An 18,308-nucleotide genomic window follows, 5' to 3' on the forward strand; every position below is an offset into this window, starting at 1 on the left:
ACTATAGTGCATACAGAAGCACATACGCAGAGGTTTGATGATGGATTCCCGAACCCGGACATTTCAACTTTCGCTGGCCGCCGATCTCAGCTGGGGAGCGATCCTGACGGCACTGCTCGCTGGTGGCGCCGGCGTCGTCTTGCGGCTGCCTCCCGGGTTCTATGGTATAGCGGCACTGCTGTACCTGGCCATCGCCCTCCCCGTTATTCGCCACTGGCCGACAAACCGGGACTTTGGCTGGGCGAACCGGGCTACCCTGGCGCGGGCTGCGTTGATTGTGCTGCTGGTCAGCCTGGCGCCGTTTATTGCCACCCTTGGGAACTGGCTATGGCTCTACGGGTCACTGTGTTTACTGGCGCTGATTCTGGACGGGGTTGACGGTGCTATCGCAAGGGCAACCCACACCTGCTCTGCTTTCGGTGCCCGTTTCGATATGGAGCTGGATGCGCTGTTCATTCTCGGGCTCTGTATTGCTGTACTGGCACTGGGAAAAGCCGGCACCTGGGTGTTGGCCCTCGGGCTGATGCGATACGCCTTTGTGGCGGCCGGTCATTGGCTGGACTTCATGAAACGGCCCCTGCCCGAAAGCTTCCGGCGTAAAACCGTGTGTGTCTGGCAGGTGGTGACCCTGATGATTGCCATTCTGCCTGTCACCTCAACGACCTTTGCAACCTGGACACTCGCAACCGCACTGGCGCTGCTGTGCTATTCGTTCCTTACAGACCTGCGCTGGCTTTATCAATCAGGGAGACAGCCATGAAAAACGTTTTTTCAACCGCAGTCATTGCCACCACTACCGCCGCCAGCCTGGCGCTGGCCAGCCCTTCTGCCCTGGCCGAGCCGGAAACCTACGTACTTGATGATGAGCACTTTTCCATGGCCTTCGAGATCATGCATATCGGCTACGCGCCCGTTATGGGGATGTTCCGGGATGTGGAAGGCCAGTTCGAGTACGACGAGGAAGCCAAAGAGCTAACATCGGGCAAGCTGACCTTCAAGAGCAAGAGCGTGTTCACAAACCATGAAAAGCGGGACGAACATCTCCGTAACGAGGATTTCCTCAACAGCGGCAAATTCCCCGATATCATCTTCGAGGTGACGGAATTCGAGGCCACAGGGGATAACACAGGCGTTGTCACTGGCGACCTCACCCTGTTGGGCCAGACCCGCCCTGTGGACGTGCACGTCACTCTGAACAAGTCCGCCGAGTACCCCATTGGCCACGAGGAGTACACCCTGGGCCTGACTGCGGAAGCCACCCTCAACCGCAGTGACTGGGGCATGACCTATGGCATCGAGAACGACCTGGTGGGTGACGAGGTACGCCTGCGGTTCGGGCTGGAAGCCATTCGCGAATCCGGCTGGTTCTGAAATAGGTGACCGCTGACCAGTGCAGTGCTCACCCTCCCGAGTGAGCACCAACCGGCTCACGGAAGAGCCATCTTCGCCCTTCCATGATAAACTCCGCCGCTGTCCCGCTCCTGGCCGGGCCCAGTCTACTTCCTGCAAGGCGGTTGTGAATGCCCCTGTCGAATACCCATAAATCGGACCTGTTACTGGTCATTGTTACCCTGATGGCTGCCATCAGCTGGATGTTTTCCAAGGAAGCGGTATTGCTGATGCCGCCGTTGATGTTCATGGCCATGCGCTTCCTTCTTGCGGGAAGTGTGCTGGCGGCGATTGCCTGGCCTTCGTTGCGACGGCTGAGCCTGGACCAGGTCAGGCGCAGTGCTGGCGTCGGGCTGGTGTTCGGGGTTGCCATGAGCTGCTGGGTGATGGGGCTGTTTCACGCCAGTCATGTGGGCGAAAGCGCCTTCCTCACCAGCCTGGGCGTGGTTATCGTGCCGGTCATCGCGCGGGTTGTCTTCCGGGAAATTCAACCACTGAGTACGTGGCTTGCAGTTCCGGTGGCCGTAGGCGGGCTGGCACTGCTTTCGTTGAAAAATGGCTTCCGGCCGGAAATTGGCCAGTTATTTTTTGTGGGTGCGGCGTTTATCTTTGCACTGTATTTCACCCTTAACACCCGTACCGCCAACCAGCGTACGGTGGTCAACCGCAGGGGTGAAACAGTAGAAAAGCACCGCGTACCCGCCCTGCCCCTGACTTCCATCGCTCTGCTCACCGTGGGAACCGTCACTCTGATTGAATCCACCCTGCTGGAGCCCTGGGTCCCCACCCTGGAGAATTTCTCAGGCATTCTGGCCATGTGGATCATCGCCAGCGCTGTGATCGGCACCGCTGGCCGTTTCCTGCTGCAGACCTATGCCCAGAGCCTGTCCACCCATAGCCACGGGGTGGTCATTCTGGTGCTGGAGCCGGTCTGGGTTGCACTGTTTGCCGCCGGCTGGTTCAGCGAAACCATGTCCGCCACACAACTGGCCGGCTGCGGGCTGATTTTCCTGGCTCTGCTGATCAATCGCTGGGGCGTGATCAGCAAGGCGGTAAAAGGCTGGCTCCGATCGCAGAAAAGCGCCTGAAAGAGGTTGACCACGCCCGTCGGAATCAGTATATTTCGTTCCCGTTGCAGGACACAGGACCATAGCTCAGTTGGTTAGAGCGCTGCCTTGACATGGCAGAGGTCGGCAGTTCAAATCTGCCTGGTCCTACCATCTCCGCAACAAAGGCATTGATCGTATCGTTCTCAATTTTCGGCCTTCAGCTCCAACAAATCCAGATTTTCCCTGTACCATTGAATTGTCTCGCGCAACCCGTCTTCAAGTAATGTCTTCGGTTTCCAGCCAAGCATTCGTTCGGCTTTTTCAATTGAACAGATGAGATTGCCAATCGCACCCTCCGGTTCGGCTTTGGCCCCGATTTGCAATTGCCCTACATTACCAATCTGCTTAACCACCATCTGGGCTATTTCCTTCAGCGTATGGACCTCACCGGATCCAATATTTATCACTTCTCCGGAAGGGCAATCGCTGTGAGCCGCGGTCAAAATCGCGTCGACCGCATCATCGATGAAGAGCATATCCCACTGCTGTTCTCCCGATGTCATTGCGAAATCACTGCCCTTTAAGGCCGCGACAATCAGCGCGGGAAGAAAAAAGTCCAGCGCCCGCCCGGGCCCGTAGACGGATGACAGCCGCAAACAGATCACAGGAAAATGACATTGCCGATGGATGGCATTCAGGATAGCGGTAGTGGCAACCTGTGTGGCCGCATAGATTGAAACCGGTTGCTCACGCTGAGTTTCAACAAAGGGGAAAGGCCCTTCCCCATATTCGAGCAGGCCACCTATCCTGACAAAGCTGTGCAATCCCACCCCGGCTTGCGAGACGGCCTGAACAAGGTTCAGCGTTCCATGAAGATTGACTTCAAGGCTGGCTGAAAGTTGGCTGAAATCGGTAGTCCACGGCTGCCCCATTGAGCCGCCTCCTAAATGAACCACCACTTCCGGCTTTACCTGACGGACGGCCCGAGAGATTGAGTGTATCTCGGTCAAATCCCCCGTCCAGCAATGGATTCGCGATTTTATATCATCAAGACGCCACAGCGAATGTTGCGCACGCACCAGAATATGGACCTCACACCCCATGGATACCAGCCTGCGCACCAGATATGCGCCGATAAAACCGGTCCCTCCGGTAATCAGGTAGCGATTAGCCAGGTTTCTGTCTGCAGATTGCAATTAAGACTCCTCGAAAAGTTGCCTGTCAGGGGCGAGGCCCCCTGCGGCTTTATAGCATCGCCTGTACATAGACGCCAGAAAAGCACCAGCCAACCATTGGGCCCTGCCGTTAGAACCTCGGTCTGCCTCATGTTGAGGAAACGGTTTTCACAGTTACGACGCTGAAAGGAACGGCTCCTTTCATAAACCAGGAGGTTCATCTAATATAAATGTAACCCATAAGGAATCATGAGGCGCTGGTGCGGGCTGTGCGCACAATTTGCATCGCGTGGAGACCAGCTGCGGCAAGCGACAACAGGATTAACAGGATCATGAAGTTGGGAGTTAGCGCCTGGCGACTCAATGCTACTCGGTTTGGTGTGGCCCGCTACACCGATTACCTCGTCTCCGCAATGTCACGGCAGCTTACCCCAAACGACAGCATCACCCTATTTGCCCCCACTGCAATCCTGCCGCAGATCAAAAGCCAAGGTGCGCCCATTTACGAACGCACGGTAGGGCCAAAACTCACCAATGCGCTGTGGGAGAACCTGATATTGCCATTTGCCTGCGGCGACATGGATGTCCTGTTCGGGCCCAGCTATACCCTCCCGCTAGTAAGCCGCGGCAAGAAAGTGGTTTGTATCCACAGCGTCAATGAAGCAGAAAAAGGCCAGCACTCCCTTTGGTATACACTGACATACAGTCTCAAGTATCGACTCAGCACCAAGGTCGCTGATCGCGTTATTGTCAATTCGCAGTCCACTAAAGATCGAGTCGTCAGGTACTACGGTATTCCTCCGGAAAAAGTGGACGTAATCTGGCTGGGCGTCGACGAGAAATTCCGGCCCTTGGAGGGGGATCATGCCAATGCCATTGTGCGGGATACACGCCTGCAATATATTGGCGAGGATCGACCTTATGTGTTGTTTGTCGGGACCATGTCAGCACGTCGCAACATTCCAACGCTGATAAAAGCTTTCGCGAAAGCAAAAAAGCAGCATGATCTGCCACATGCACTATTTCTGGTTGGCCAGAATAAGGAAGACATACCCATAGACCAACTGGCGCGAGATTCAGGGGTTGAGGACAGCGTCGTGCATTTTGGCGGCACTTTCGAGAACCACGGCGGCATTATTCCTATTTATAACGCTGCAGATCTCTTCGTGATGCCCGCCAATACGGAAGGATTCTCACTGACGCTCCCGGAAGCCATGGCCTGTGGCGTTCCTGCCATAACCTCAGCCAGTTCTTCGCTTGGGGAAGTGGCCAACGGTTATGCCCACACGCTGGACCACATCGATGAGGAAAATCTGAGCGCAGCCATTGCTGAAGTGTTGACCGATCGACAGCTTCATATGAAGCTTAAAGAGCGCGGACTAGAGCGTGCGAAAGAGCTTCGTTGGGACAAATGCGCAAAAAAAACCCTGGCGGTGCTGCGTCAGGTGGCAGAAAGTTGAACCGTTGAACTAACGGAGTCATTTTGGACCATTTACGGCCTTCAACACATCGTGGGCCAAGTTTTAAGGCCCTTTGCATTGAGCAGGGAGAGGGATATGAAAACGATTATCCTCGCCGGCGGTTTAGGCACGCGCTTATCGGAAGAGACACAACTGAAACCAAAACCCATGGTTGAAATAGGTGGCAAACCGATTCTCTGGCACATCATGAAAATCTACAGTAGCCAGGGCTTTAATGAGTTTTACACCGCCCTGGGCTACAAGAGCGAAGTCATCAAGGATTTTTTTGTCAATTACTACCACCGGCAAAACCATCTACGTATAGAAACCGGTAGTGGCCAGATTACGGTAGAGGAGCGAGCCGATTCCTCCAGCGAGGATTGGATCGTTAACTTGATTGAGACGGGCAGGTTAACCAACACTGGTGGCCGGATCCGCCGCATGAAACCGTGGGTCAGCGATGGCACGTTTATGATGACCTATGGTGACGGTGTCGCAGACGTGGATATCAACGCACTGCTTAAGTTCCATAAAGGCCACGGTCGCCTCGCTACCGTTACTGCGGTTCGCCCACCTGCCCGTTTCGGCGGAATCTCCTTCGACGACGGAATTGTCAAAGAGTTCATTGAAAAACCACAGATTGGCGAAGGCTGGATTAATGGCGGTTTTTTCGTACTGGAACCCGGAGTCATTGACTACATCAGTGGTGACGACACCAGTTTCGAGAAGGAATCGTTGGAAAAGCTTGCCTCCGATAATCAGTTAGCGGCCTACAAACACGATGGTTTCTGGCAATGCATGGATACCATTCGCGACGTGGCACTGGTCAACGAGCTATGGGAAGGCGGCGCTCCGCCCTGGAAAACCTGGTAGTGCCGAAAGCTGTGCAAACCACTTACTCTCAAAGCAGGAAACCTCATGTCCGAACGAGCCAGCCACTTCTGTCGATGCTGTGAAAGCACAGATATGTTCATGTTTCTGCCTTTGGGCCCGCACGGTCCGGCTCAAGGATTCCTCGAACGGGAGAAACTGCATCAAGAGAAACTTTTCGACCTCAACACTCATGCCTGTTTGCAGTGCGGCCTGATACAGGTTCCGAATCGATTACCACCTGATTTTTTCCGCCACTATCTCTGGGTGCCATCGACGGGGGCCCTGGCCCATGTTCACTTCGCCGATCTTGCAAAGAAACTCAAGAGTTCGTTGCTAACAAACTCCGAAGACCTATTCGTGGATATCGGCTGCAACGATGGTCTGCTGCTTAAATCAGCGAATGACATTGGCATCAAGACCCTGGGCATTGACCCGGCAGAAAATATCGGCCAGATCGCCAAAGAGAAAAATCTCACGGTTATCAGTGAGTACTTTAACGCTGACACTGCCAAACTGGCGCTCGAGCAGCACGGGAAGGCGAAAGTCATTACATCGAACAACACCTTCAACCATATCGACAACTTGCATGACTTCATGGATGGCATCCGTATTTTGCTTGAGCAGAATGGCACGTTCATTGTCGAGGTACCTCAGGCCCTTCAGTACTTCAATAACCTGATGTTCGATAACATTTATCACGAGCATGTGTCTGTTTTCAGCGTTAAGTCTCTGTCCGATCTCTACCGCGGATTCGGCATGGAAATTTACGACATTGAGCCCATCGAGGTTCAGGGTGGATCTATGCGTGTTTACGCCAAGTTTGCTGACGGTGAAGTAAATATTCCTCCCCGTGTAAAGGAATGGCTGGAAGAGGAAAAGAACGCCGGACTACTCGATGCGGATGCTTACAAGCGTTTTAAAGCCTCGGTGGAAAGCATTCGCGATGAATTGCTGTCAATACTCGAAGATCTAAAAGCCGAAGGAAAATCGATTATTGGTTACGGCGCCTCAGCCAAGGGTAATACCCTGCTTAATTTCTACAGAATCGGTACAGAAACATTACCAATGATCGTGGACAAGAATACACTCAAGCACGGCCTATACTCCCCTGGCATGCACATTCCTGTCTGCCCCGTAGAGGAAATCGCAGAAGAAAACCCCGATTACATTCTGATTCTTGCATGGAACTTTGCCGACGAAATCATGACTCAGCAGGATGAATACCGCCGAGGCGGCGGCAGGTTTATTGTTCCTTTACCAAAACCACGCATTGTATAAGCCAGGCGCCCTGAAGGAATGCCAAAGCATTTTTTATGGGTGCCCCTACTTCGAACGGATCAATCCAGTGCCATCAGCGATACTGCCACGGACGTTACGCTTGTTGGACCGACGGTCAATTGAAAGGTCTTGTTATCTTGTGGGGTCAACTTTGAAAGATCTTTCCAGCGGCTTGCTCTGTCTGAATACTCCCCAGTTGCAGCGCCCTGCATGGTCATATTTTTCAGGTTGAAATTGAGTTTCGCCGCGGAACTGGCATTGTTGATTACCATCAGGACAAGCCGGCTTTCTTTGTCAGATCGGAATGCTGACACCTTGAGCAGTGGATCGTCAGATTCGGCATCAATCCGCACTGAACCAGGCAAAACCCAACGAGCGAAGTGGCCAATGGCATATCCAATCCCGCTTATGTGGATAGTCGATGTGGTCTGGTCAGCAAGAACAACATGACTGGATTCACTGAAGAGATCGATGCCTCTGTCCTGGAAGTGCGCCTCATGGCTTTGCCTGTCCCAGAGGTTATACATCGCAAAATAAGCGGACGCATTGGCATATACCAGCTCATCATGAATGTGATTGGCCCGCGCCCGCAGGTTTTCGGGAGAGCCGAATGGATAATCAGCGCGACCTGGCCCCTCTGAGGCCTCTGTCATCCATACAGGAATATCGTGGCGAGCGGCAAGCTCATAAAGCTGCTTACGCTTATGAATCTCATCCTTATCAGGTAGGCCTCTTGCTGACGTCTCCAAAATGCGACGGGCACTGGAATAAGCGGAATCGTAAGGATACGCATGGTAAGCCAGGGCACCAACGTAGGAGCGCGCTACCGCATCGGCAAGTATCGCCTGGCTGGTCTCAATGGATTTTGCGACCGTTTCTTCCGCAGGAACGATGAATTTGATCCTGGAAAAGCCTGCGTCCTGCAAACGTTTACCGACGATTTTTATTATATCCACAACCTCTGTGAGAGAACCTCCCTCCAACTCCCGATTTCCGCTCAACGGCTCATTAAAAAGGGTAATGTGTTTTGGTGTGGCCCCAGTAATTTCCTGCCAGTGTGAAACCCCGGCAACTACGTGTTCAGCGACTTCCTGGAGATACCGGCGGTAAGAACGTTCGCGGAGCTCCTTCATCCACGACAGCTCAGTGCGCAGGTCTATAGTTAGGCCAAGAGAATAATCACTGAAACCAAAAGGCTCAGCGTGACGCACCAAACGTTGTAAAATGGCATCGGACACGTCCCAGCGAAAACCTTCCTTCTCAACAACCAGCGGATCTTCGTTGTCGTTTTCCGGTTCCAGCCACAGCTGCAGACTGCCAAGATTCAAGCCAACGTCGCCATAAATAGCCTTGACGGCTTGATCCCGTAAGCCACTACTCAATAAGTCGCGGACCCCATTCCCAGCGACCATAATGCCAGCAAGCGTTGTCGCACCGAACCCCGCCATTTCCTGATATTCGATGGCGTTATCAATTCGCACATTGATTGTCTCTACCTTTTTCCCAGCATCTGCTGACAAAGAGTGTGGAGAAGCAGCGCAAGCGCCCAATAAGGAGGAGAATACGATTGCCAGGATTCGAAACAATCCGGACCATCTGGTCGAAGCCAGCCTGCTGGGGTGAGAGAGGCTTTCGATGGTCAATTTCATAGGCTTGCTCAACCCTCAGCTTCTAACTTGGCGTTGCGGATAGTATAGTTTTAAAGTGCCTTATTAATTCAAACCAGAATGACCAGACCAGGGCAGGGCAATGGATATGACACGCGGGTTCAGGTTTATTTCGCTCTTGATGATAGCTTTCGTTCTGGTTTACCTGTTTTATTTATTGCAACCTGAGAAACCATTCGCCCAGGCCACTTCGATCAGCACAGCCTACGTTAGCATGCTTTATTTCGCCGTCGCCCTGTCCATCGGCCCACTGAATTTAATTCGATCCAAACGCAATCCGGTATCGAGTTTTCTGAGGAGGGATATAGGAATCTGCGCTGCACTGTTGGCCCTGGTTCATACGGTAGCTGGATTGCAGGTCCATTTGGGCGGTCGGTTTGTTGAATACTTTGTTTTCCCCTCCGGTCAGTCCAGTATGATCCCCTTCAGGTACGACCCTTTTGGTTTGACCAATTATGTTGGCCTGATTTGCACACTGATCATGATTGCGCTTCTCTGCCTTTCGAACAATCGCTCTCTCCGCGCAATGGGGGCCTCCACATGGAAAAAATGGCAGCGCCTGGCATATGTAATGATACCGGCTCTTCCCGCACATGGCATCGTCTACCAAGTGCTCGAGAAACGCATTGGCCCATATACCATACTGTTACTGGCGATAACCATTGCCCTGCTGGCGGTTCAGATTTCAGGCGTCATTCGATACCGACGGGCCAGGGGCGTGCGGCCTTTGACCGATTCTGAAATTGCCTGATGGAAAACCGTCAGTTTTTCGATTCGTGCCTTCAACGTACACGGAGACCCACGATCAGATTATAAATAAACGCCAACACAAAGCCGGCAACAGCACCGCTCAATGCACCGTAAAATAAGCCGACCACTGCTCCCGACCAAGTAACGCTGTAGCCAGGAAAGAAATTGCTCAATAGGCCCAGTGTTGGTCCAACGTGCTCAGACCCACCAGTGGGGCCAATAATCAGCAACCAGGAAGTTGCCATAAACAGAATCAGCCCTCCCGCAATTCCGAACGTTACCGCCATTACGGATGCCCGTAAACGGGCAATCGCCTGACCAATGGTTTTCCATTCGTCCTCTGAAAAATGCTCTTTATTCATGAATCAGCACCTCTGCCCCAGTCTGATAATTAGCCCAGCGATCCTTCCAGCACTCCAAGACGCCGAAGAAGTTTCCCAAGATGGATCGAAACCGTCACATTGATCGCCACAGCCGTGACAAAACCAATAGCGAAGCCGAAAGCGCCCCCCCACAAAGAACCCATAATCGAGCCAGTCCAGGTGACGTCATATCCAGGAAGGTAATTGCCCAGCAATGCCAGGGTTTCCCCAACATTTTCGCCTCCCTGCACGAGCAGAATGGCCGTCGCCAAAAACACGGCGAAACCAATCATTACACCAAGTGCCCCGCCCAGAGCCACAGGGTCATATTTTGCGAAGACGTCATTCAGAAGCTCAATCGGCGATGCCTCTCGAACCCGTTGCGGAACCAGGCGCTCACCGCTGGCTCCATGACTCTTATCTGCTCCCGCTTCCTCGTGATACTCCTCTTCCACATTGACATCCCAAACATCGTGATTTGCACCAAGGATGTTCTCAGCCGCATACATGGCAGTCACCATTGAGTGATCCTGGTTGTTATAACGATGCTGGCCATTACGGCCAATCAGGTGAAGATTAGGAACTTGATCTACGTATTCACGAATGCTGGCTATATTTTCTTTGTAACCATGGTCGTACACCGGATAAGCCTTTGGCATGCGTATAACCACACCGTCGATGACCTTGTCAGCATTAATCAGGCCTAGCTTGTCAGTTTCTTTCTTGCCCAGTTCAATCAGTTCTTCATCGCTGGCAGTCCATAATTCATCACCTTCCTGCACGAAGTACTCAAGGCCAATGCAACTGGTTGATTCGTCGGGAATCATGTAGGGACTCCAGTTGCCAAAATTCTGAATACGGCCAACTTTGACCTCCGGAGAGTGGATATAGATCCAGTTGTCAGGGAACAGCTCCGGTGATTCGACCACTAGCCCCACCGTGAGAAAGTCGCGGTACCTGAGTCGATTTGCTGCGTCCAGGGCATCTGCCGGGGGCGGCGGATCCAGCACGTTGAGGAGTTCCCTCACGGGCATGGTCGAGATGACATGATCAGCGTCATAACGCTTTTCCTTACCACTGGCATCAACAACCGTAACGCCGATGACCTGCTCTCCATCGCGGTGTATTGTTTTCACCCGATGCTCAAGGTGCACCGGATGCCCCCTTTCTTCCAGCATTTCGGTGACGCGTTCCCACATCTGGCCGGGTCCAAGCCTGGGATAGTAAAACTCTTCGATCAGCGTAGTAATCTGGTTTTTTCCGGTCAGAACCTTGGGAGCGAGCATCGATAGAGCCGCCTTGCCCAGGTTCAGGTTCTTGATACGTTGAGCCGCCCAATCTGCACCAATTTCGGTACACTTCATGCCCCATACTTTTTCCGTATAGGTCTTGAAGAACATTTCGAACAGTCGCTTGCCAAAGCGGTTAGTGACCCACTGCTCCAGGTTTTTCTCTTCCCGGGACGGAAAGGCCTGCGCCTTAACGTAACTAAGACCCACCAGGACAGATTCGAAAAACCCAACGTTGAGCAAGGCATTCATAGGCTTCAACGGGTAATCAAAGAACTTGCCCTGGTAATAAATCCGCGACAGACGTGGCCGAACCAGAAATTCTTCAGAAAGAATATCCATCCACCAGTTATGAACCCTGTCCACCTTGGTGAAAAAGCGGTGGCCACCAATGTCGAAGCGATAGCCCTTGTAATCAACCGTGCGTGATATGCCACCGACCTGCCGGTCCATCTCGAAGACGATCGGTTCAACCCCTGCCCTCGATAACTCCAGAGCGGCGGTCAGGCCCGCCGGGCCGCCACCGATGATCACACAGCGAACTTTGCTATCTGTTGAGCCCATATTCTAATCTTCCCGGATTAAATTACTGCTCTTCACCACTGCGCTGGATTCGTCAGGGCTTAACCGCTGAGATGATAGCCGCCCCTGACTGGTAAACCAGCCTCCCCTTCCTTGCCAGAACGTCTTCGCAAGTCGATATAAACTCTTGTTTCAATGTGTTTACTGCGGACTCTTCTGCCTGCCCTATACGTTTGCGGGCAAGGCTGGAAAAAGTCATTTGTAACTCCCAAAACGCCTCGGGCGACTCAAAAACGGAATATTGTCCGCGCCAGCTACTGTTGATATCGGTGAAACCCGCCGCCGCTAACAAATCTCTGACAGACCCGGTAAATCCGTGACGATGCCCCGTCCATTCCGCCGTCTCGCTGTTGGCGTTTTCAGGAATGTGTTTGTTGACCAACTCATCCAGAAATTCGCAGGCAGCCAACTCCCGCCCGGTATGGCGCCTGACAATGCTGCCCAATCTGCGGAATACTGCAGCCAAACCATCTTTGGAAAACAGCTCTGGTCTACTTCCAACTGCGATCACCGCTTTGCCGCCAGGTTTGAGAACGCGGCGCATCTCGGCAACCGCCTTTTCAGGGTTTGGAAAGTGGCGCAGGGCGTATAGAGAAAGAACGTTGTCGAATGAATCGTCCTCAAACTCCAGTACCTCGGCATCCATTTTCAGGAATTCAGCCTTAGCGGCGAGTTTCTCTTTATCTGCCTTTCTTTTTGCTGTGGCCAGCATGCCGTCTGAAAGATCAATGCCGACAACTTTGCCCTGTTCACCCAATTTGCGAGCCACCTCCAGCGCAACAATTCCGGTACCAGTACCAATGTCCAGTATGCGTTGACTGGGTGTCACGTCTGCCATGGCCATCATCGGAGCTGGTAGATGCCGGGTGACCTGTTCAGTGTATTTGTCAAACAGATCAACCACTTCGTTGTAACTGTCGGCATCACCCAGCTTGAACAGCTTGTCGTGCGCCGAGAGTGAAGCCTGGTTGGAGTCGGTCATCGCAGGTTATCCATGAAATACTTAAAAACTTCCAGAATGTAATCGATCATCTCGTCCGTAATTCCTGGATAAACACCGATCCAGAACGTCTGATTCATGATGATGTCTGTATTTGTAAGGTCACCGATGACCTTGTGTTCCCGCCCTGCATAGGCAGGTTGCCGTAACAGGTTCCCTGCAAACAGATTACGAGTACCTATTTTTCTGCCTTCCAGGAACTCCGACAGATCGTTCCTGCTGAAGGGAGCATCAGGGCGAACCGTAATGAGGAAACCGAACCAGCTCGGATCACTCAGCGGTTCCGCTTCCGGTAAAATCAGGTGTTCCGTGTAAGGCTGCAACCCATCATGAAGCCGCTGCCAGTTTTTCTTACGGGCAGTGATGAAGCCGGGTAACTTTTTAAGCTGCGCCACGCCAACTGCTGCCTGCATATCGGTTACTTTCATGTTGTACCCGACATGAGAGTAGATATATTTGTGATCGTAGCCGTCGGGCAGGTCGCCAAGCTGCCATTCATAGCGTTTCCCACAGGTATTCTCATCACCAGGAGGACAGTAGCAATCTCTTCCCCAGTCCCTGAAAGACTCAACCAGCTTCTTGAGCATGGGCTTATTCGTCAGAACGCAACCGCCTTCGCCCATCGTGATATGGTGCGCGGGGTAAAAGCTTACGGTTGCCAGATCGCCAAAGGTTCCTGTGAGACGGCCATCGTACAGGGAACCAAGCGCATCGCAGTTATCCTCAATAACCCGGAGGTTATGCTTTTTCGCGCACTCCATGACCTTGTTGAGATTGAACGGGTTTCCAAGGGTATGAGCTATCATGATCGCCCTGGTTTTCGGGGTAATCGCCTCTTCCAGAAGCCGGGTGTCCATGTTGTAGGTGCCAAGTTCCACATCCAGATAAACCGGAATCAGGCCATGCTGGATAATGGGGTTAACTGTCGCTGGAAACCCTGCGGCAACGGTTATAACCTCGTCACCTGGTTTTAACCGCTTTTCACCAAGCTTTGGCGATGTTAAGGCCGAAAATGCCAACAGGTTAGCCGAAGACCCCGAATTACAGAGAATGGCACTTCGAATACCCAGATAACTTGCAAATTCCTTCTCAAACTGACGGGCAAACCGTCCCTCCGTGAGCCAGAAATCCAGCGTTGCGTCCATCAAGTGGATCAGATCGTCTTCAGAAAATACCCGCCCCGATACCGGTATATAGGTTTCACCTGGTAGAAATATGCGTTGTCCAAAGGCGGCCTTGTAATAGCTTTCAACCTTGTCTTTTATCTGATCCCTGAGTTCGTCTGCCTGCATTACTTAAAACTCCCGCCAGAAGCCCATTCGATTCCCTGGTTTCTCGCACATTCCACATACTCTTCAATGTGGTCGGCACAGACCTGATACATATCTACAGAACTATCGTCTTTCTCAATCATGGTCTTATAAAGCTTCCACCAGGTTACCGTTTCGTTGACCGCGTTCTCCCATGTATAAGCTGGAGACCAGGACAGCAGGTGAGCCGCCTGGTCCCAATTCACCCTCAGGACGGGCGTTTCGTGACCATCATCTGGCTGGGTGCCTGTTTCGAATCGCCCACCGCCCCAGTATTCAATCGCTTTTTCGATGACTGCACGGGAAGTCACGGGTTGCCGTTCAGCCGGGCCAAAATTCCAGGCCTGACCAAAGGTTTCAGGGTCTTCCAGCAACCTGAGGGCGAGACAAAGATATCCGCTTAACGGCTCCAGCAAATGTTGCCAGGGGCGTATGCTTTCCGGGCGGCGCACTTGTACCGGCTGGCCCTCCATACAGGCTCGCATGCAGTCAGGAAGAAGCCTGAAGCGGGCAAAATCCCCGCCACCAATAACATTACCGGCGCGCGCCGAGGCAATTGCTACTGGATGATTGGAAAACGTGATTCGATCATTACCTTCATGCCAGGCTTCACGCCAAGCGCTACGGTAAGACGAAACTGCCAGTTCCGCCATCGCTTTGCTGGAACTGTATGGGTCGAAACCTCCAAGCCTGTCATTTTCACGGTAACCCCAGTACCAACCCTGATCGGCATAGACCTTATCCGTGGTCACCACCACAACGGCCTTGACCGTTTCCGTCTGACGCACGGCTTCAAACAGGTTTACGGTTCCCATCACGTTGGTGTCGAAGGTGTCTTTTGGTGCCCTGTAGGAATCAAGAACTATCGGCTGTGCAGCCATGTGAAACACAATTTCAGGTTTGGAACTGCGAATCACCTTCGTGAGGTTTTCCACATCACGGACATCACCGGAATGGTGGATCAGCCTTTCCTGGAGCTTGCACAGCTGAAAATTATTGGGTTCGGTGGGAGGGTCAAGACTGTAACCTATGACTTTGGCGCCAAGCTCTGTAAGCCAGACACTCAGCCATGAACCTTTGAAGCCGGTATGTCCTGTGATCAGAACACGTCTGTTTCGAAACTGATCGCCGAATTGCCTATTCATAAAGGTAGTCGGACCTTATAAAGATTATCCCTTTACAGAGTAGGGCTTTACGAGAGTTGTTAAGGTCTTCCCTTAACGCGCATTGCCACCCGAAATCCATTTCGCTGAGTCCGTTTTGCAGATCAAGTTCGGATACTGCTAATACTGCAACCCCATATCGCCTCAGTGTACGTATTCTTACTATAGGATAGCACTGATTTTCCTGATGTCAGATTGCAACTGGCGCAAACGGGCTCAGCCTACTTTCATTCACGCCAATCAGCGGGCCTGCTTCAAATCTAGTCGTCTTACCCAAGCCGCACTTCATCGCTATACTCTGGTCGTCACAGCATTAAATTGACTTGATTCGAAACAAGACGATAGCGTCTACTTTTAACGAACTTGTGATGGTGACAGGTCCGTTATAGGTTATTTCTACCCTTGATACAGGCCAAGGCCACATGTCCAGAGTCCTCTTCTCTGTCGGTGTCATCCAGGTTTTTATCATTCTGACAGGAATGATCCGGGCAAAAATCCTGTCCATGGTGCTGGGCCCATCAGGATTTGGAATCATCGCAACGATTGATCAGGTCGTCCTCACGGTGGTTCAGGTCGCCGGCTTCGGCATTCCGTTTTTCTCTTTAAAATTCATGTCCCGAGCCCACAGCGAGGGGAACAGCCGTCTGCAGACCGTTTATTCAAGTTTTCTTTCCGGCCTGTTACTCCTTTCGCTTTTGACAACCGGCATCGTCATTGGAATCACTTACTGGAACCCCGCCATTTTTGGAGTTGAGCTAGCCCCGTACAAACTGTTCATAATCATCGCGCTCCTTAACGTCCCTGCGATGATGCTAGGCATCTTTTTTGTTCACACGCTGGCTGCGGCTCAGATGACTTCGGCAAGTGCAACCCTGAATCTGGTGGTTACGTTCTGTCTCGCATTCGCGGCGAGCAGCGCCGCTTGGCTTTTCGGGATGAATGCTATTTATGTATGTGTGGCCATCACGGGCGTTGTTACCACTGTTGGATCAGTCTGGTATATCAAAAGAAAGCTATCTTTGAACATCAGCGACCCATCAGCAGGTATTCTGAAAGAACTGCGGCGAAGCCCCGAAATCATTTCCTTTTCACTGTTCGGTCACGCGGCTTTATCAGCTTACTCAATCGCTATGCTGATAGCGCGCTACGAAGTTTTCTCTACGATGGGCGAGGCTCAGGCTGGTTTTCTACAGGCCATGTTCGGAATTGCACTGGCACTGGGCGCAATTTCAGGCCCGCTCAATATTCTTTATCTCACGCCTATTCTGAACCGAAATATTCCAAATCAGGAGAAGTTCGATAATGCGCATGAATTCCAGGGGTTGATGATTCTAATTATTTTCATACTGTCCCTCCCGTTTCTTCTTTTTCCCAAACTGGCCCTGACGATCCTGTATTCCTCTGAGTTCAGGCCAGCTTCTGGCTACCTCTATCTGTTTATTTTCTGGCAAAGCATGTATGTCATTGTCAATGTATACCGACAGCTTCTTGTGGGACTCGATGACGTGAAGTTCTTTTCTATCAGCACACTTCTTTCCTACATTGTCGCCATTGCGGCAACCCCCTTCCTGGTTGAACGATTCGGGCTGCCCGGCGCAGCCCTCTCATTGTCGTTGAGCGTTTTCCTCAATGGCCTGGCCATTCCATTGAGACTGTCAAGGCGATTCAAGACAAACATTCCGCCAGGGGTTTGGCTTAGAATAGTTCTGTGTCTTGTAGGCATCATCTTTACCGGGCTTCTATTTCCTTATCTCGAAGAGTTTTCGATGATAGGCTTTGCAGCAAGGGTGGTTTATGTCGCATTACTAACCCCGATCTTGTGGAAGCTGCTACCAGTGGAACAGAAACGGATGGTTTTGGATGGAATCAGCCGAATAAGGACGCGAGGAACGGACGGCAATGGGTAAGCAATCGGAGAAGGCAAAGTCTCAGTTGCCATGGTGGCTAAGGGCATTTGACGACAAATACGGTGTCACCTGGCGAGGGTATAATGCTATTCGACGCATCAATCTCCGCCGCGGCATGCGATTCGCCAAAGCCTGGTTAGAAGGGCCCCGATATCAGTCACCTATCTTTGTCATTGGCGTCCCCCGCTCAGGTACCAGCCTATTGTTCAGGATGCTTTCGCTACACCCTGATCTGGCGGCAATGCCGCACGAAGGCCACGACATCTGGCGTCACTTCCACCATCCACGGAAAACCGGCTGGGACAGTGATGTGATCGACGCGAAGAGAGCCCACCCAAGCCGCGAACGTCGTTATGCTGAAGCTTTTATTCGTGCACGCTCACCAGACAAGCCGCAAGCGGTCAGATTTATAGAAAAAACACCAGATAACGCCTTGCGGATTCAATACATTCTGAAGATCTTCCCCGACGCCCAATTTGTTGTCATTCATCGAGACCCCTGTGCTGTCATCAATTCGTTCATAAACGGCTGGCGAGATCCCGGCGGTCGCTTTCGCGCCTATTTTGTTCCCGAAACCCTGAACATCCCGGATTATGGCTTTGATCGTCGCTGGTGTTTCACGCTGATACCGGGTTGGCGCGACCTGGTCAACTCAACCGTTCCGGTAATTGCCTTCAGGCAGTGGTCCGAATACGTTCGAGCTATCGCAAGCGCACGTGACACAGTCCCCGATTCGAAATATAGTGAAATTTTCCTGGAGGATATCCAGCACCATCCCGAACAGGTACTTGATCATCTGGCAAACAAATTGGAGCTGAATATGTCGTCAGAGCTTAAAGCAAGGATGGCGGAACTTGCCAGGATCAATATCAATTCTTTTGCTGATACTTCGGATGTTGGCAGCGCAGATAAAAACCGACGAGAAATCAGCGAATTATTACCTGAGATTTCCACTCTTGCGCCGCTGATCGGATTCGATGTCAATTCCGCTACCGGAGAGGTTTTCCGCGCAAAGTCGCGCCTCTCCAGTGCATATGATTAAAAAGATGGAATC

At 52.1% G+C, this 18,308-nt stretch carries 16 protein-coding genes and 1 tRNA gene; 10 read left to right on the top strand and 7 right to left on the bottom strand.

The window, feature by feature from the left end:
- The first annotated feature begins 37 nt into the window (after window positions 1-37).
- From QPM17_RS01315 to QPM17_RS01330, 4 genes are all read left to right on the top strand, one after another.
- Window positions 38-760: a CDP-alcohol phosphatidyltransferase family protein gene (locus QPM17_RS01315; RefSeq protein WP_340365649.1), complete on the top strand. Its 723-nt coding sequence runs from the start codon at window positions 38-40 to the stop codon at window positions 758-760.
- Window positions 757-1,371, top strand: coding sequence for a YceI family protein (locus QPM17_RS01320; protein ID WP_285388108.1), 615 nt, complete (start codon window positions 757-759; stop codon window positions 1,369-1,371). The genes QPM17_RS01315 and QPM17_RS01320 overlap by 4 nt, the downstream gene beginning before the upstream one ends.
- Window positions 1,372-1,526: 155 nt before the next feature.
- Window positions 1,527-2,477: a DMT family transporter gene (locus tag QPM17_RS01325; protein WP_285388790.1), complete on the top strand. Its 951-nt coding sequence runs from the start codon at window positions 1,527-1,529 to the stop codon at window positions 2,475-2,477.
- A 55-nt stretch (window positions 2,478-2,532) separates the two neighbouring features.
- A tRNA-Val gene (locus tag QPM17_RS01330) sits at window positions 2,533-2,609 on the top strand.
- A gap of 32 nt (window positions 2,610-2,641) precedes the next feature.
- Here QPM17_RS01330 and QPM17_RS01335 read toward each other — a convergent pair.
- The gene (locus QPM17_RS01335) at window positions 2,642-3,634 is read right to left on the bottom strand and encodes an NAD-dependent epimerase/dehydratase family protein (protein WP_285388110.1); all 993 of its coding nucleotides are present in this window, start codon (window positions 3,632-3,634) and stop codon (window positions 2,642-2,644) included.
- A 311-nt stretch (window positions 3,635-3,945) separates the two neighbouring features.
- On the opposite strand from QPM17_RS01335, the gene QPM17_RS01340 reads away from it, so the two are divergent.
- The 3 genes from QPM17_RS01340 to QPM17_RS01350 all read left to right on the top strand — a co-directional run bounded on the left by QPM17_RS01340 (window position 3,946) and on the right by QPM17_RS01350 (window position 7,224).
- A complete protein-coding gene (locus QPM17_RS01340) occupies window positions 3,946-5,073 on the top strand; it encodes a glycosyltransferase family 4 protein (protein ID WP_285388112.1) in 1,128 nt (375 codons plus the stop codon).
- A 96-nt stretch (window positions 5,074-5,169) separates the two neighbouring features.
- Complete coding sequence (gene rfbF, locus QPM17_RS01345) at window positions 5,170-5,946, top strand: glucose-1-phosphate cytidylyltransferase (RefSeq protein ID WP_285388114.1); 777 nt, start codon at window positions 5,170-5,172, stop codon at window positions 5,944-5,946.
- A gap of 45 nt (window positions 5,947-5,991) precedes the next feature.
- Window positions 5,992-7,224: a class I SAM-dependent methyltransferase gene (locus QPM17_RS01350; protein ID WP_285388116.1), complete on the top strand. Its 1,233-nt coding sequence runs from the start codon at window positions 5,992-5,994 to the stop codon at window positions 7,222-7,224.
- 59 nt (window positions 7,225-7,283) lie between these two features.
- Here the strand turns inward: QPM17_RS01350 and QPM17_RS01355 are convergent, their stop codons facing one another.
- Window positions 7,284-8,873 carry a glycoside hydrolase gene (locus tag QPM17_RS01355; protein WP_285388117.1) on the bottom strand — a complete coding sequence of 530 codons (1,590 nt, stop codon included), beginning with the start codon at window positions 8,871-8,873 and terminating at the stop codon, window positions 7,284-7,286.
- 100 nt (window positions 8,874-8,973) lie between these two features.
- Here QPM17_RS01355 and QPM17_RS01360 point away from each other — a divergent pair, with 100 nt between their 5' ends.
- Window positions 8,974-9,642, top strand: a complete 669-nt coding sequence (locus tag QPM17_RS01360) for a ferric reductase-like transmembrane domain-containing protein (protein ID WP_285388119.1) — start codon at window positions 8,974-8,976, stop codon at window positions 9,640-9,642.
- A 31-nt stretch (window positions 9,643-9,673) separates the two neighbouring features.
- Here the strand turns inward: QPM17_RS01360 and QPM17_RS01365 are convergent, their stop codons facing one another.
- From QPM17_RS01365 to rfbG, 5 genes are read right to left on the bottom strand one after another with little or no spacing between them, the layout of a single operon-like run.
- Window positions 9,674-10,003: a hypothetical protein gene (locus tag QPM17_RS01365; RefSeq protein WP_285388122.1), complete on the bottom strand. Its 330-nt coding sequence runs from the start codon at window positions 10,001-10,003 to the stop codon at window positions 9,674-9,676.
- 29 nt (window positions 10,004-10,032) lie between these two features.
- Window positions 10,033-11,856, bottom strand: coding sequence for an NAD(P)/FAD-dependent oxidoreductase (locus QPM17_RS01370; protein WP_285388125.1), 1,824 nt, complete (start codon window positions 11,854-11,856; stop codon window positions 10,033-10,035).
- A 52-nt stretch (window positions 11,857-11,908) separates the two neighbouring features.
- Window positions 11,909-12,856, bottom strand: a complete 948-nt coding sequence (locus tag QPM17_RS01375) for a class I SAM-dependent methyltransferase (RefSeq protein ID WP_285388127.1) — start codon at window positions 12,854-12,856, stop codon at window positions 11,909-11,911.
- Window positions 12,853-14,166 carry a lipopolysaccharide biosynthesis protein RfbH gene (rfbH, locus tag QPM17_RS01380; protein WP_285388128.1) on the bottom strand — a complete coding sequence of 438 codons (1,314 nt, stop codon included), beginning with the start codon at window positions 14,164-14,166 and terminating at the stop codon, window positions 12,853-12,855. Before rfbH ends, QPM17_RS01375 begins: the two co-directional genes overlap by 4 nt.
- A complete protein-coding gene (gene rfbG, locus QPM17_RS01385) occupies window positions 14,166-15,329 on the bottom strand; it encodes a CDP-glucose 4,6-dehydratase (protein WP_285388130.1) in 1,164 nt (387 codons plus the stop codon). Before rfbG ends, rfbH begins: the two co-directional genes overlap by 1 nt.
- Window positions 15,330-15,769: 440 nt before the next feature.
- Between rfbG and QPM17_RS01390 the strand changes: the two genes are divergently transcribed.
- On the top strand, window positions 15,770-17,254 hold the full coding sequence (locus tag QPM17_RS01390; protein ID WP_285388131.1) for an oligosaccharide flippase family protein: 1,485 nt from the start codon (window positions 15,770-15,772) through the stop codon (window positions 17,252-17,254).
- Window positions 17,247-18,296, top strand: coding sequence for a sulfotransferase family protein (locus tag QPM17_RS01395; protein ID WP_285388133.1), 1,050 nt, complete (start codon window positions 17,247-17,249; stop codon window positions 18,294-18,296). The genes QPM17_RS01390 and QPM17_RS01395 overlap by 8 nt, the downstream gene beginning before the upstream one ends.
- Window positions 18,297-18,308 lie beyond the last annotated feature (12 nt).

Source organism: Marinobacter azerbaijanicus (assembly GCF_030250645.1).
In the GTDB taxonomy this organism is placed as follows: Bacteria; Pseudomonadota; Gammaproteobacteria; order Pseudomonadales; family Oleiphilaceae; genus Marinobacter; species Marinobacter azerbaijanicus.

Bases quoted from the DNA above. Each gene is read 5' to 3' on its own strand.
- rfbG (WP_285388130.1), bottom strand. From the start codon at position 15,329: ATGAATAGGCAATTCGGCGATCAGTTTCGAAACAGACGTGTTCTGATC.
- QPM17_RS01395 (WP_285388133.1), top strand. From the start codon at position 17,247: ATGGGTAAGCAATCGGAGAAGGCAAAGTCTCAGTTGCCATGGTGGCTA.
- QPM17_RS01350 (WP_285388116.1), top strand. From the start codon at position 5,992: ATGTCCGAACGAGCCAGCCACTTCTGTCGATGCTGTGAAAGCACAGAT.
- QPM17_RS01360 (WP_285388119.1), top strand. From the start codon at position 8,974: ATGGATATGACACGCGGGTTCAGGTTTATTTCGCTCTTGATGATAGCT.
- QPM17_RS01320 (WP_285388108.1), top strand. From the start codon at position 757: ATGAAAAACGTTTTTTCAACCGCAGTCATTGCCACCACTACCGCCGCC.
- QPM17_RS01375 (WP_285388127.1), bottom strand. From the start codon at position 12,856: ATGACCGACTCCAACCAGGCTTCACTCTCGGCGCACGACAAGCTGTTC.
- rfbF (WP_285388114.1), top strand. From the start codon at position 5,170: ATGAAAACGATTATCCTCGCCGGCGGTTTAGGCACGCGCTTATCGGAA.
- QPM17_RS01340 (WP_285388112.1), top strand. From the start codon at position 3,946: ATGAAGTTGGGAGTTAGCGCCTGGCGACTCAATGCTACTCGGTTTGGT.
- QPM17_RS01315 (WP_340365649.1), top strand. From the start codon at position 38: ATGATGGATTCCCGAACCCGGACATTTCAACTTTCGCTGGCCGCCGAT.
- QPM17_RS01365 (WP_285388122.1), bottom strand. From the start codon at position 10,003: ATGAATAAAGAGCATTTTTCAGAGGACGAATGGAAAACCATTGGTCAG.
- QPM17_RS01370 (WP_285388125.1), bottom strand. From the start codon at position 11,856: ATGGGCTCAACAGATAGCAAAGTTCGCTGTGTGATCATCGGTGGCGGC.
- QPM17_RS01355 (WP_285388117.1), bottom strand. From the start codon at position 8,873: ATGAAATTGACCATCGAAAGCCTCTCTCACCCCAGCAGGCTGGCTTCG.
- rfbH (WP_285388128.1), bottom strand. From the start codon at position 14,166: ATGCAGGCAGACGAACTCAGGGATCAGATAAAAGACAAGGTTGAAAGC.
- QPM17_RS01390 (WP_285388131.1), top strand. From the start codon at position 15,770: ATGTCCAGAGTCCTCTTCTCTGTCGGTGTCATCCAGGTTTTTATCATT.